The following is a 12,501-nucleotide window of genomic DNA, read 5'->3' as shown; positions in this document are numbered from 1 at the left end:
ATATTTGTTGAAATCCATTTGGGTTTGATGTAACATAGTACAAGAATCTTTATGAACCCATAAATAGGAAAAGTTTGGAAGCAAGATTTCAAACTTGCCGTTGATGGTTTTAATCCGGTAAACGGATTAAAATCATTTCACTAGAATAATGGAGGTATTATGAGACATCTGATGAGCCCCTTGGATTTTTCCGTAGAGGAGCTTGGCAGGCTTCTTGACCTGGCCAGTGACATTGAGAAAAATCCGGCAAAATATGCACATGCCTGTGACGGAAAGGTTCTGGCAACTTTATTTTATGAACCCAGTACACGAACAAGGCTGAGCTTTGAATCGGCTATGATCCATCTGGGCGGCCAGGTACTTGGTTTTTCCAGTGCGGCATCCAGTTCCGCTGCCAAAGGAGAAAGTGTTTCCGATACAATTCGAATGATTTCCTGTTACGCTGATATTTGTGCCATGCGGCATCCAAAGGAAGGAGCCCCCATGGTAGCTACAGCGGTTTCTTCCATTCCCGTGATTAATGCCGGCGACGGCGGACATCAGCATCCCACTCAGACGCTTACTGATTTAATGACGATTCGCTCTTTAAAAGGCCATTTGGATCATTTGACCATTGGGCTTTGCGGCGATCTGAAGTTTGGACGGACGGTTCATTCTCTGATTAATGCGCTGGTGCGGTACGAGAATATTTCTTTTGTGTTTATTTCGCCGGAGGAGCTTAGGATTCCGGGGTATATCCGTGAGGATGTTTTGGATGAGAAGGGTGTGCCTTATCGGGAGGTGGAGCGCCTGGAGGATGTGATTGGCGGATTGGATCTGCTTTATATGACCCGGGTACAGAGGGAGCGCTTTTTTAATGAAGAGGATTATGTGCGCCTGAAGGATTTCTATATTTTGGACAAGGCGAAGATGGCTTTGGCAGGGCCTGATATGCTGGTACTGCATCCGCTTCCAAGGGTAAATGAGATTTCCGTGGAGGTGGACAGCGATCCCAGGGCGGCTTATTTTAAACAGGTGCAGTATGGCGTTTATGTGCGGATGGCGCTGATTCTCACTTTGCTGGAGGTGAATGTATAATGGCAAGTATTTTGAATGTTGGACGGATTGCCGAGGGGTTTGTGCTGGATCATATTCAGGCCGGGAAGAGTATGGAGATCTATAAATATCTGAATCTGGATAAGCTGGATTGTACGGTGGCGATTATTAAGAATGCCCGGAGCGGGAAGATGGGGAAAAAGGATATTATGAAGATTGAATGTCCTATTGATTACATAGATCTGGAGGTTTTGGGATTTATTGATCACAATATTACGGTGAATATTGTGAAGGATGAGGAGATTGTGGAGAAGAAGGAACTGACTCTTCCGAAAGAGATTCGCAATATTGTCCGGTGCCGGAATCCCCGGTGTATTACATCGATTGAGCAGGAGTTGGATCAGGTGTTTATTTTGACCAATGAGGAGAAGGAGATTTACCGGTGTAAGTATTGTGAAGAGAAGTATAAGAAGAAATAACGGTATGGATGAGGGAACTGTCGGCTTATTTTCTGACAGCTCCCTTTGGTATTGTTGGCTTGCCCTTTGGAAGATGCCATAACATTTACTCTTCCCGAAGATTCAACCTGCAGAGCAGTTCGTTGGTGATGGTTCCGGCAGCTTTAGCAAGGTCCTCGGCATGGAGGGTGTAAGCACCGTCAGTGCCCAGGATGGTGACGATATCCCCGGGGCGGGCATCGGGGATGCGTGTGATGTCTACTACCATTTGATCCATGCAGATGTTTCCTATGATATGTGTTTTCTGGCCCCGGATTAGGACGGGGATTTCCTTGTTGGAGAGACTGCGGGGCAGGCCGTCGGCATAGCCGATGGTGACGGCAGCGATGCGCATGGGGGCTTCTGCCCGGAAGTTTCGTCCGTAGCTGACGGTTTCCCCCTCTCTAAGCTCTTTGACTACGGCAATTCGGGCGTGAAGGGAGAGTACCGGGCGCAGAGGGATACGTTTGGACAGCTCCGGTTCGGGGCTGCTGTAGCACCCGTACATGGCAATGCCGAAACGGGCGTAGGACATGGGGAGATCCGGGTAGTTTAATGCGCCGTAGCTGCTCTGGAGATGGAGCTTTCCGGGATTCAGTCCTCGTTCCTGCAGCTGTTCTGCGGTTCGGAAAAAGGCGGAGATCTGCAGCTTGGTAAAGAGAATGTCTTCCATGCTTTGGCTGTCTGCCACGCAGAGATGGGAGTACATGCCGCAGATCTGAAGCTTTTCACAGGCAAAGATGGATGCCAGATCGTCTATGTGATCGGAACGCTCCCCCAGACGGTGCATGCCGGTATCCAGTTTGATATGGATTTTTATGGGATAGAGTGCCGCATCGTTGAGGGCATGGGCGTGGGCGCTGTCAGCCGCTGTCTGAATTAAGTCGTAGGTTGTCAGAAGATGAACCTGATGAGGGGAGGTGTACCCCAGAATCAGAATTTCCCCCTGGATTCCGTGAAGACGCAGTTCCACGCCTTCCTGTACGGTAGCTACCGCAAAGGCGTGAACGCCCAGCCGATTCAGATAGGAAGCAGTCGGGACGGCTCCGTGTCCGTAGGCATTGGCCTTGACTACGGCCATGAATTCACAGTGCTTTGGCAGAAGGCTGCGGAGGGCTTCTACATTCCATTTTAGATTTTCATAATGAATTTCTTTCCAGGCTCTTCGATCCGGAAGAAGCCGAACGATCATAGCGTCCTGATTGATTCTTGTAATCATGTACAAATTCCCCCTCTTTTAAATAGAGTATAAAAATTTTGTTTCTTTCATAGCTGCATGCAAAAACTGCTGCAGAATCATTACAATAGGAATATATTACGCTTCCTCATCGAAAGCCGAATCAGAAAGCTTTTGATGAGTTTTGGGCTTCCTTTTTCCGGCTTTGGTTTTGACTCCGGAATCATTTTTCTTCGGAAGCAGTGAAAGAAGCTTTATCAAAATCCATGCACCCGCAAAGGTAGAAATGGTCACTGCAAGAAAATGAGCCAGACTGTTGTCTACAAAGACAGAAAGCCTGGTAATCTTGGCTCCGCCTCGAACCAGAATGATGAAAAGGGGATGAAGCAGGTAAATGAGCAGAGGCAGATCCTTGGGCATGGCTTGCTGCTGTTCCTCGGTGCTGTCTTCCAGTAAGGCGGAAAACAGAAAATACATAACCGGGATCAGAAAGAAATACATGCTGTCATGGCGCTGTGTATCCAAAAGCTTCAAAAGAATCCCCTCACCTAAAAGGAAACCAAAGGAGCCGCCCAAAGCGCCCAGTGACAAGGCGAAGGAGGGACGGTGCTCTGTCATGAGGTATCCCAATAAAAGAAAGACGGGAGTGTAAAACAGCCCGTTTCGGGTATATTCAAAGACATGGAACAGCCCCATATAGATGGTGTATACAAAGGAACCCTCCGGGAGAAATCCAAAGTAGCTGTCTCCGAATAAGCCTGCCAGATAGAAAAGACCGCAGATAACACCCACAGCCGGGACCGGAAGGGCTCTAAGCAAAAGAACTATCAGTCCAAATCCCAGAATAAGAGCCGGAAGATACCACAGATGATAGAAAGTTCCATCGAGTAAAATCATTTTTAAGACAGAAACAATACCTGCCCCTTTGAAATGACCGGCATAAATTCCCACAGGAAGATAAATCACCATGGAAATAAGATATATAAGGCCAATCCGCTTTAAATAGGAACAGGCATAGGCGCCGCTTGCAAGGGCTTTTGGAAGAACAAAGTATCCTGTTACCATAAAAAAGAAAGGAACGGCAATGCGGGCCAGTATTCTTGCAAAGATATAGTCAGCTTCCGGGCTTAAGGAGGTGAAAGGAGAAGTGTGAATAGCAATGACAAGGATAGCGGCCAAAAGCTTGAAACGGTCTATGGCAGGATAAAAGTGTTTGGTTGTCATGAGTGATTTACCTCCAAAGGGTGAAGATGAAGCCTTCCCGGTTGTCCCCGGATACCTGATAGGGGAGATAGCCAGGGAGGGTCAGTCTTGTTACATCATCTTCTGCTTTTAAATAGAAGATCTCAAAGCTTTTATTTTCAATGCGGACCTCCAGATGATGTCCTTCATAGGGAAATTGCATCAGGTAATCCAAATATTCCTCCAGACAGAAGCCATGGGAGTTCATAATGGAGGCATGGGGAAGTCCTACATACCGAAAATGCCAGGGCTCCGGTGCAATTCCCGTCAGGCTTTCTTTTCCTTTCGGATATCGTTGGATAAATCCGTAGGAGGCCGCCTTGGAGCGAAAACGTCCGCAGATCCCGTCTTCCGGAAAGTAGGGGCGGATAAAGTCAACCGGCTCCCGGTTTAAGGCCAGATCAATGGCCAGTCCGGTTTCGTGCTCGCTGCAGCCGGGGAGGGCTACATAGTTCCTGGTAAAGACCTCTCCGTGATCTCTGAGAGAGGAAGCATAGATTTCTTCCTGTTCTTTATGGGTACGAAAACCGCTGACAGGAACAATGGAAGAGCCGCTTCCTATGGTGGAAAGAAGAGTTTCCAAAACCAAAGCAGTTTTTCGCTCCAGGCTGACAGTGGAATGCTCCAAAGGCCGGATTTGTTCCGGGGGGATTGTGCATTGTAAAGGATGATTTCTATTTACCAGAAGCAGGCTCCCCTGATGTACCTGCACCCGGTTTAAGGCCGCCGCTTTCATGGCTCCACCGCCAGTCGAATCAGGGCGTCCACAATCTCCTCAAAGGTCATGCCGATCCCCTTTAGCATATTGGGGTAGCGACTGTGGGAGGTAAAGCCCGGAATGGTATTGACTTCATTGAAGATCAGCCGTCCGTCCGGAGTCAGGAACAGGTCTACACGGGTAAACCCCTTGCAGGACAGGATCCGGTAAATGCGGCCTGCAGTTTCCCGGATACGCTCTGCCATTTCCCGGCTGATGCGGGCAGGCATGTGGATCTTAGAGGTTTTCAGAGTGTATTTTTCCGTATAATCGAAGAAACCGTCGGAAAGCTCAATCTCGTCCGGTTCTCCCAGGATCAGTTCATTGTTTCCCAGAACGGCGCAGCCCACCTCAAAGCCGGGAATGGCTTCCTCGACAATCACGCAGTCGTCATGGGAAAAGGCCAAAGTAATGGCTGCTTCCAATTCACTGGGATTCTCGATTCGGGTAATGCCAAAGGAAGAACCGGCCTTTACCGGCTTTACAAATAAGGGATAGGTCAAATGTTCGGTCATGGAGAACTGTTCTGTCTCCGTAGGCATACGGCGGAATAATACGGATTTGGGAACCTCAATGCCATCCAAATTCACCAGGGTGTGAGCCAGATGCTTGTCCATACCCAGAACGGAGCTTTTCATGCCGCAGCCGACTACGGGAATGCCGGCAAGCTCACATAAGCCCTGTACGGTACCGTCTTCGCCGTTTTTTCCGTGGAGAACCGGGAAGACGGCGTCCAGCCGGATTAATTCAATCTCGCCGCCGTGCATGAGATAGAGACCGTGATCTGTCCGGTTGGGTGAGATCATGGCAGGAGAGCAGTCTGCGGAAGCCCAGGTATCATCGGGGATCCGGTCAAGATCTCCCTCATAATAGAGCCAAGTGCCCTCACGGGTGATGCCTACCAGGTGAACGGCGTATTTTTCCTGATTGATATGTGAGATAACGGAATAGGCAGACTGAAGGGAAACCTCGTACTCTGTGGAGCAGCCTCCGAATAAAATTGCAATTGCTGTTTTATTTTCCATATGAATGATATCCTCCTAGTATTTTGCTTTTGTTTTCATTTTGTGATTCCCGATACAATTCCTGAATAAACTTTCTTTATATTTTAGGACTGCCCGGTGACAGGAACATGACTTTTCTGTGACAGTATTGTCATAAAAAAAGCAGATCCATACCTGTATGGTATCAGACCTGCGGATAAAAATTCTGTAGATTCTCTGTCAGGAAACTTAAGAATACTTGAATAAAATATTAATTTTCCATGGAAGGCAAGGAAATGGAAAATACGGTACCATTCTCACTGCTTGCGGCGGAAATCGTACCCTGATGAGCCGTAATAATCTCCTTTGCAATGGCAAGTCCCAGACCGGCGCCGCCCGTACTGGTGGAACGGGCGCTGTCCAGCCGGAAGAACTTCTCAAAGATAGAGCTTAAATTTTCCGGCGGAATCACGGGGCCCTGATTGGTGAAGGTGATGTGTATCTGAGAGCCCTCCTGCCAGGCCCGGATTTCAATGGTGGTGTCCGGATAGCTGTAGGCTGCCGCATTTTTCAGAATGTTGTTAAAGACCCGTGCCAGCTTGTTCGGATCGCCGGGCAGGATTAGATCCTCCGGTACATCCACATGGGCTGCTTTTCCGGCAGGGGACAGGATGGGGTAAAATTCCTCCACCATCTGCTGCAGCATATAGGAAAGATGCAGATTTTCCCTGGCCAGAGGGATGGACTGAAGATTAAAACGGGTGATTTCAAAAAATTCATTGATGAGCTGTTCCAGGCGGTAAGCCTTATTGAGGGTGATGGACAGATACTTTGCCCGCTGCGTGGTGGGAAGATCCGGGGCCTCGTTCATCAGATCCAGGTAGCCGATCACGGAGGTTAGGGGGGTACGGATGTCATGAGCCAGGTATACTACCAGATCGTTTTTCCGCTGCTCGGCCTGCCGTGCGTCACGCTCCCGTTTTTCCAGAACATTTTTGCATTCGTTGAGTTTTAACTCCAGGAAGCTCATTTCCGGGGAAAGGGCGATAAGTTCCTTGGATTCATCCAGAAGGGCATCACAGCCGGCGGAGATTTCATTGAAATACTCCGTAACCCAGCGGATGGAATACCGAAATACGGCAATCAGCGCAATGATGATAGTGACGCAGATAATCATATCCAGATGCTCACGGAAGGTTTTTTCATAGATGTACAGGGCATCTGAGTATTCCAGCCGGAATCTGCTGGCCAGAAAGGTTACGACAGCCTCCCCGAAGCGCCCCCGGATTAACTCTCGAAACAGGAAAACCATTCCGATAGAAATGAGAATCAGGGAGAGCATTTTCCGCATCATTTTTCGTTCAAACAGGTAATAATTACTCTTTCGTACTCTTCTTTTACTCAATTTTGTATCCCACTCCCCATACGGTTTTGATGTACTTCGGCTTTTCGCTGGAATCGTTCATTTTTTCCCGAAGGTGCCGGATGTGTACCATGATGGTGTTGTTATTGCTGCTGTAGTATTTTTCTCCCCACACGTCAAAAAAGAGCCGGTCGGAGCTGACCACCTCGCCCCGGTTCTTGCAGAGACTCCAAAGGATGGAGAATTCCGTAGGAGTCAGGGCAAGGGGCTTTTCATTCAGGGTGCAGGTGTGATCACGCTTGTTGATTGTTAATCCGGAGATGGAGATGGTGTCCGGGTCCGCTTCCTGGGCAGGAAGATTGTTGTACTTTGTAAAACGGCGAAGCTGGGCTTTTACCCGTGCAATAAGCTCCAGGGGGCGGAATGGCTTGGTGATGTAGTCATCCGCTCCTAAGGTCAGGCCGGTGATCTTGTCGATCTCTTCATCCTTGGCGGTGAGCATGATAATGGGAAAGTTCTGGGTTTCCCGGATTTTCTGACAGATGGAAAAGCCGCTCATATCAGGGAGCATCACATCCAGAATGGCCAGATCCGGGGTTTCGCACTCTAAGTAGGAGAGAACCTCCCTGCCGTTGTAGAATTTATGGACTTCGTAGGCCTCGTTGGAGAGATAGAGTTCAATGAGATCTGCGATTTCTTTTTCGTCATCAACTACCAGAATTTTTGCTTCCATATATGTAAAGACTCCTTTCATAGAGGTATATTCTAATACACTAGTGACAGTTTACCACATTTTCTTAAATATATCAGAAAAAGGTCTAAAAGTTCTTTAAAAATTCGGGAGAAAATCTTAAGAAGGGATGAAGAATTATGCGAAAGGCTTATAATGATGCAGAATAGTGTTAAAATAAGGCAAACTGCAGATGAGCACCACTAAAATTATATTTAAACAGTAAATCAGGGATGTTTTAGAGAAAAATTCAAGAAAATACAAAAAGATCGGTATTAGGAGTATGTACTTCCTTTCCAAATTGTTTTGTGCTATACTAAACCAAGAAAAATTAAAATTAAGATAATACAAAGGTGGAAAATAATGAAAATAGCAGTAGCAGGAACAGGGTATGTAGGATTGGTAGCAGGCGTGTGCTTTGCAGAGGTAGGACATCAGGTAACCTGTGTGGATGTGGATGAGGCCAAGGTAGAACTCATGAAGTCAGGCACAAGCCCCATTTATGAACAGGATTTGGAAGAATTAATGCAGAAAAATTATGGGGTAGGTAGGTTAGACTATACGACAGATTATGTGACAGCATACAAGAATGCTGATGCAATTTTCATAGGAGTAGGAACACCAGAGAGACCGGATGGTTCAGCTGAGCTGTCTTACATTGCGACTGTTGCCCGTCAGATAGCGGAAAATGTAGTGCATGACTGCCTTGTGGTTGTAAAGTCTACGGTTCCGGTGGGAACAAATGACAAGGTAGAGCAGTTTATTAAAGATTTTCTGGTTAATGATGTGAAAATAGAGGTGGCAAGCAACCCGGAATTTCTTGCTCAGGGAACAGCGGTTCATGATACACTGCATGCTGCAAGAATTATCATTGGAACGGAAAGCCCGGAGGCAGAGGCAAAATTAAAAGAGATCTATGAGCCCTTTCATTTGCCCATTGTATCAGTAAAGCGCAGGAGCGCAGAGATGATCAAATATGCCAGCAATGATTTTCTGGCATTGAAGATTTCTTATATGAATGACATAGCCAATCTATGTGAGCTGGTTGGAGCAGATATTGAAGATGTGGCAAAGGGCATGTCTTACGATGAGCGGATTGGAAAGAGGTTTCTAAACGCAGGAATTGGGTATGGCGGAAGCTGTTTTCCAAAAGATACAAAAGCATTGGAATATTTGGCAAGGCAGAATCACTATGAGCTGAAGACTGTAAAAGCAGCTATTGAAGTGAACAGGGAACAGAAGGTACTGTTGTTCAAAAAGGCATCTCAGCGTCTGATTACCTTTCATGGGCTGAAGGTTGCCGTGCTGGGACTTACCTTTAAGCCTGGAACCGACGATCTGAGAGAAGCTCCATCTCTGGACAATGTGCCTCTTCTTTTGGAAGCAGGCGCTGATATTTATGCTTATGATCCTATAGGAGCAGAGCGTTTTCAAAAGAGATTTCCGGAAGGGATTCAATATACAAAAACCATAGAAGAAGCATTACAGGGGGCAAATGTCTGCTTTGCATTTACAGAATGGGAAGAGATCAGAAGCATACCGCCCCGGCAGTTTAAGGAATGGATGCGGACGGCACTTCTGTATGACGGAAGGAATATGTATGACAAGGCCGCTATGGAAAAAGCGGGTGTAGAATATTATGGAGTAGGAAGATAAGGAAACGTATATGTTGAAAAAAAATATTCAGTTATCAGACAGAACAATCTTAGTTACCGGTGCAGCCGGATTTATAGGTGCCAATCTGGTTATGGCGCTGCTGCGGACAAAAGGTCACATTCAGATTGTAGGGCTGGACAACCTGAATGATTATTATGATGTTTCTCTGAAGGAGTTTCGGCTGGAGCAGATTCAGGCTATATGCAAGGAAGGTGCAGGAAGCTTTACTTTTATCAAAGGAGACATTGCGGATAAGGGGCTGGTTGATGAAATTTTTCGCAAATATCAGCCTGCTATTGTAGTGAATCTGGCAGCACAGGCAGGAGTTCGGTATAGTATTACGAATCCGAATGCGTATATTCAGTCGAATATGATAGGATTTTATCATATTCTTGAGGCTTGCCGTCACAGCTATGATAATGGGGCAGCAGGAGTGGAACATTTGGTTTATGCAAGTTCTTCGTCTGTCTATGGCAGCAATCAGAAGATTCCATATTCTACAGAGGATAAAGTAGATAATCCGGTATCCTTGTATGCAGCCACAAAGAAGTCCAATGAATTGTTTGCTCATGCTTATGCCAAGCTTTATGGGATTCCTTCCACGGGACTGAGGTTTTTTACCGTCTATGGGCCTGCCGGACGTCCGGATATGGCTTATTTCAGTTTTACGAATAAGCTGCTTGCAGGGGAAAAGATTCAGATTTTCAATTATGGAAACTGCAGGCGGGATTTTACTTATATAGATGACATTGTTACAGGTGTGATAGAGGTTATGCAGCGCAGCCCAATGTCCAATGAGGATGGGGTGAAGTATAAGGTCTATAATATAGGCAATCAACAGCCGGAAAATCTTTTGGATTTTGTGGAGATTTTGCAGACAGAATTGAAAAGAGCGGCTGTTTTGCCGGAGGATTATGATTTTGAGGCTCATAAAGAATTGGTTGGCATGCAGCCGGGGGATGTGGAAGTGACCTATGCGGATGTGTCAGAGCTTGTGAGGGATACAGGGTTTAGGCCTCAGACGCCGCTTAAGGAAGGACTTAGGCAGTTTGCCAAGTGGTATCGGGAGTTTTATAAGGATTTGGTACAATAGAGAAAGGGAAAAGAAGTAGGGAAATTTATTCGATTTGTAAACGGATTGAGGCTATACGATTCCGGTTATTTAGAAAGATGGGGGGCCGGTTCCTTTGCAGGGTATAGTGAAAAAGTTGGGAGAACGATTATGGAGATACCAAAATGTGAGATTCTTGGAGTCAAGGTGGCTGCCGTTAATATGAAACAGGTTCTGAGGCTTCTTGGAAAATGGGCAAGGCAGTGGTCGGGAGAATATATTTGCGTGTCGAATGTTCATACCACAGTAATGAGTTATGAGGATTCTAAATATCGTGCAATACAGAATGAGGCGGTTTTAGCGCTTCCGGACGGAAAGCCTTTATCTGTGATATGCAAAAAAAGAGGGTATCCGAAGGCAGGGAGAGTGACGGGGCCGGACTTGATGATGGAGATGCTAAAGGCATCTAAGATAGAGGGGTATCGCCACTATTTTTATGGCAGTACTCAGGAGACATTGGATGGAATGAAAAAACGTCTGGACATAGAGTTTCCCCGTGTGGTAGTCGCAGGGATGTATTCCCCGCCTTTTCGGCAGCTTACAGAAGAAGAGAATAAAAGAATAACGGAAGAGATTAACCTGGTGAAGCCTGATTTTGTATGGGTGGGTCTCGGAGCACCGAAGCAGGAACTATGGATGGCAGAACATAAGGGAAAAATAAGCGGGTTGATGGTAGGAGTGGGAGCTGCCTTTGACTATTTTACGGGTAATATAAAAAGGGCCCCTGTTTGGATGCAGAGGTGCAGCCTGGAATGGCTGTACCGTCTGTTTCAGGAGCCGGGGCGCTTATGGAAACGGTATTTTGTCACAAATCTGAAGTTCTTATGGCTGATTTTCAAGGGAAAATAGGATATTACTTAGGGCTTCTTTTATGTGTTCTCCTTTTATAAGACCCAAACGGAGCTTTAAGCAGTTTTCACGGAATGCCTGATAATCTTCTAGATTGACAGAGGTGATCTTGCTCTCCAATTCATCCAGGGAGTCCAGGCATATGCCAAGCCTGTGTTCCCTTACAAAGTCAGCTATAGCGGCTTTTGACCAGACAATGATGGGAAGACCAGCCGTAATATACAGGGATGCTTTATGAGGATTGTTGTAACGTAGATAGTTGTTTTCTTCACAAACCTCATAGCCGCCTTCCCAGATAAGACCGTAATTACCTTTTATCTCTGCGGGTAGTTGCTCTGCAGGTAAAGAGCCGCAGTAATGCAGATTGGCGTATTCTGTTTTCGGCATTCCGTAAATACAAAATTGCAGAGCGGAAGCATTCATAGACTCATCAAGCTTTTTTAAAAACGGGGATTTCCCTAAATTGCCTGCAAAGCTGATACATGGAAGGGTAAGCGGCCTGTCCTGAGGAATAAAGTCTTCCGTATAATAATCAAAAATAGCAAGCGGAATCAACTGCGAGGTGCATCCAAGTTCAGACAGACGTTCTGCCATCCGCCTATTATGGCAGATAATGTAGTCGCATCGATTAAAACGCCTGATTTCCGACCTGATTTCATTTTTGTGCGCCTCTGCATCATCATATCTGATTGGAAAAACATCATGAATGAGATAGATGATTTTAAATCTTTTCATGCTCTTTATTCTTAAAACACCTTCTAAAACCTTTGATGAGGTCTGGAGAAAAAGAATATCATTTTTGTTTAGCCTGACAAAAAGCCTGCCGTAAATGCTTAATGCCAGCAACAGTTTTAAAAGCTTATTTTTTCGAAATTTACGCTTATCATTTTTGGCAATGGACTGAAATCCATTCTGCAATACGAATTGAGATACGTCCTCCCTGGCTTTGGAAGATGCATTGTACTCATTTAGCACATATTCTTCCAGTACATATTTCCTCATAATCAGTAATCCCTCTCAAGTATTTCTTATATCATAGCGGGATTTCGGAGATATTTCAAGAGAATAACTTGTAAAATCAGAAGATTCTGATAAAATAAT

Annotated in this window: 12 protein-coding genes; 5 read left to right on the top strand and 7 right to left on the bottom strand. The window is 46.0% G+C overall.

Annotated features, from left to right (window positions below; genetic code table 11):
* The first annotated feature begins 159 nt into the window (after positions 1-159).
* Together pyrB and VSQ61_RS04310 are read left to right on the top strand one after the other, a co-directional pair.
* On the top strand, positions 160-1,077 hold the full coding sequence (gene pyrB / locus VSQ61_RS04315; protein WP_334343211.1) for an aspartate carbamoyltransferase: 918 nt from the start codon (positions 160-162) through the stop codon (positions 1,075-1,077).
* Positions 1,077-1,514 carry an aspartate carbamoyltransferase regulatory subunit gene (locus VSQ61_RS04310; protein WP_502877017.1) on the top strand — a complete coding sequence of 146 codons (438 nt, stop codon included), beginning with the start codon at positions 1,077-1,079 and terminating at the stop codon, positions 1,512-1,514. Before pyrB ends, VSQ61_RS04310 begins: the two co-directional genes overlap by 1 nt.
* A gap of 85 nt (positions 1,515-1,599) precedes the next feature.
* Here VSQ61_RS04310 and vanT read toward each other — a convergent pair whose 3' ends face one another.
* From vanT to vanR, 6 genes are all read right to left on the bottom strand, one after another.
* Positions 1,600-2,751: a serine racemase VanT catalytic subunit gene (gene vanT / locus VSQ61_RS04305; protein WP_334343210.1), complete on the bottom strand. Its 1,152-nt coding sequence runs from the start codon at positions 2,749-2,751 to the stop codon at positions 1,600-1,602.
* Positions 2,752-2,847: 96 nt separating this feature from the next.
* Positions 2,848-3,933, bottom strand: coding sequence for an acyltransferase (locus VSQ61_RS04300; RefSeq protein WP_334343209.1), 1,086 nt, complete (start codon positions 3,931-3,933; stop codon positions 2,848-2,850).
* Positions 3,934-3,940: 7 nt separating this feature from the next.
* Entirely contained in the window at positions 3,941-4,687 is a 747-nt protein-coding gene (locus VSQ61_RS04295) for a M15 family metallopeptidase (RefSeq protein ID WP_334343208.1), read from the bottom strand.
* Positions 4,684-5,733 carry a D-alanine--D-serine ligase VanG gene (gene vanG, locus VSQ61_RS04290; RefSeq protein WP_334343207.1) on the bottom strand — a complete coding sequence of 350 codons (1,050 nt, stop codon included), beginning with the start codon at positions 5,731-5,733 and terminating at the stop codon, positions 4,684-4,686. The genes VSQ61_RS04295 and vanG overlap by 4 nt, the downstream gene beginning before the upstream one ends.
* A gap of 229 nt (positions 5,734-5,962) precedes the next feature.
* Entirely contained in the window at positions 5,963-7,045 is a 1,083-nt protein-coding gene (locus tag VSQ61_RS04285) for a sensor histidine kinase (RefSeq protein WP_502877019.1), read from the bottom strand.
* A gap of 43 nt (positions 7,046-7,088) precedes the next feature.
* Positions 7,089-7,787, bottom strand: a complete 699-nt coding sequence (gene vanR, locus VSQ61_RS04280) for a VanR-ABDEGLN family response regulator transcription factor (protein ID WP_334343205.1) — start codon at positions 7,785-7,787, stop codon at positions 7,089-7,091.
* Positions 7,788-8,147: 360 nt separating this feature from the next.
* On the opposite strand from vanR, the gene VSQ61_RS04275 reads away from it, so the two are divergent.
* The 3 genes from VSQ61_RS04275 (at position 8,148) to VSQ61_RS04265 (ending at position 11,400) form a co-directional block, all read left to right on the top strand.
* A complete protein-coding gene (locus VSQ61_RS04275; RefSeq protein WP_334343204.1) occupies positions 8,148-9,440 on the top strand; it encodes a UDP-glucose dehydrogenase family protein in 1,293 nt (430 codons plus the stop codon).
* 10 nt (positions 9,441-9,450) lie between these two features.
* A complete protein-coding gene (locus VSQ61_RS04270; RefSeq protein ID WP_334343202.1) occupies positions 9,451-10,533 on the top strand; it encodes an NAD-dependent epimerase/dehydratase family protein in 1,083 nt (360 codons plus the stop codon).
* 129 nt (positions 10,534-10,662) lie between these two features.
* The gene (locus tag VSQ61_RS04265) at positions 10,663-11,400 is read left to right on the top strand and encodes a WecB/TagA/CpsF family glycosyltransferase (protein WP_334343201.1); all 738 of its coding nucleotides are present in this window, start codon (positions 10,663-10,665) and stop codon (positions 11,398-11,400) included.
* Here the strand turns inward: VSQ61_RS04265 and VSQ61_RS04260 are convergent.
* Positions 11,374-12,402, bottom strand: a complete 1,029-nt coding sequence (locus VSQ61_RS04260; protein ID WP_334343200.1) for a glycosyltransferase — start codon at positions 12,400-12,402, stop codon at positions 11,374-11,376. The genes VSQ61_RS04265 and VSQ61_RS04260 overlap by 27 nt on opposite strands.
* Between the last annotated feature and the right edge of the window lie 99 nt (positions 12,403-12,501).

It is taken from the genome of Candidatus Merdisoma sp. JLR.KK006 (assembly GCF_036941035.1).
Lineage (GTDB): Bacteria > Bacillota > Clostridia > Lachnospirales > Lachnospiraceae > Laedolimicola.
The sequence above is the reverse complement of the archived record's forward strand: the minus strand, read 5'-3'. Positions and strand labels throughout refer to the sequence as shown.

What these genes read in the sequence shown, in the direction of transcription:
- vanG (WP_334343207.1), bottom strand. Translation starts at nt 5,733, where the DNA reads ATGGAAAATAAAACAGCAATTGCAATTTTATTCGGAGGCTGCTCCACA.
- vanR (WP_334343205.1), bottom strand. Translation starts at nt 7,787, where the DNA reads ATGGAAGCAAAAATTCTGGTAGTTGATGACGAAAAAGAAATCGCAGAT.
- VSQ61_RS04310 (WP_502877017.1), top strand. Translation starts at nt 1,077, where the DNA reads ATGGCAAGTATTTTGAATGTTGGACGGATTGCCGAGGGGTTTGTGCTG.
- VSQ61_RS04270 (WP_334343202.1), top strand. Translation starts at nt 9,451, where the DNA reads ATGTTGAAAAAAAATATTCAGTTATCAGACAGAACAATCTTAGTTACC.
- VSQ61_RS04275 (WP_334343204.1), top strand. Translation starts at nt 8,148, where the DNA reads ATGAAAATAGCAGTAGCAGGAACAGGGTATGTAGGATTGGTAGCAGGC.
- pyrB (WP_334343211.1), top strand. Translation starts at nt 160, where the DNA reads ATGAGACATCTGATGAGCCCCTTGGATTTTTCCGTAGAGGAGCTTGGC.
- VSQ61_RS04285 (WP_502877019.1), bottom strand. Translation starts at nt 7,045, where the DNA reads ATGATGCGGAAAATGCTCTCCCTGATTCTCATTTCTATCGGAATGGTT.
- VSQ61_RS04260 (WP_334343200.1), bottom strand. Translation starts at nt 12,402, where the DNA reads ATGAGGAAATATGTACTGGAAGAATATGTGCTAAATGAGTACAATGCA.
- VSQ61_RS04265 (WP_334343201.1), top strand. Translation starts at nt 10,663, where the DNA reads ATGGAGATACCAAAATGTGAGATTCTTGGAGTCAAGGTGGCTGCCGTT.
- VSQ61_RS04300 (WP_334343209.1), bottom strand. Translation starts at nt 3,933, where the DNA reads ATGACAACCAAACACTTTTATCCTGCCATAGACCGTTTCAAGCTTTTG.
- vanT (WP_334343210.1), bottom strand. Translation starts at nt 2,751, where the DNA reads ATGATTACAAGAATCAATCAGGACGCTATGATCGTTCGGCTTCTTCCG.
- VSQ61_RS04295 (WP_334343208.1), bottom strand. Translation starts at nt 4,687, where the DNA reads ATGAAAGCGGCGGCCTTAAACCGGGTGCAGGTACATCAGGGGAGCCTG.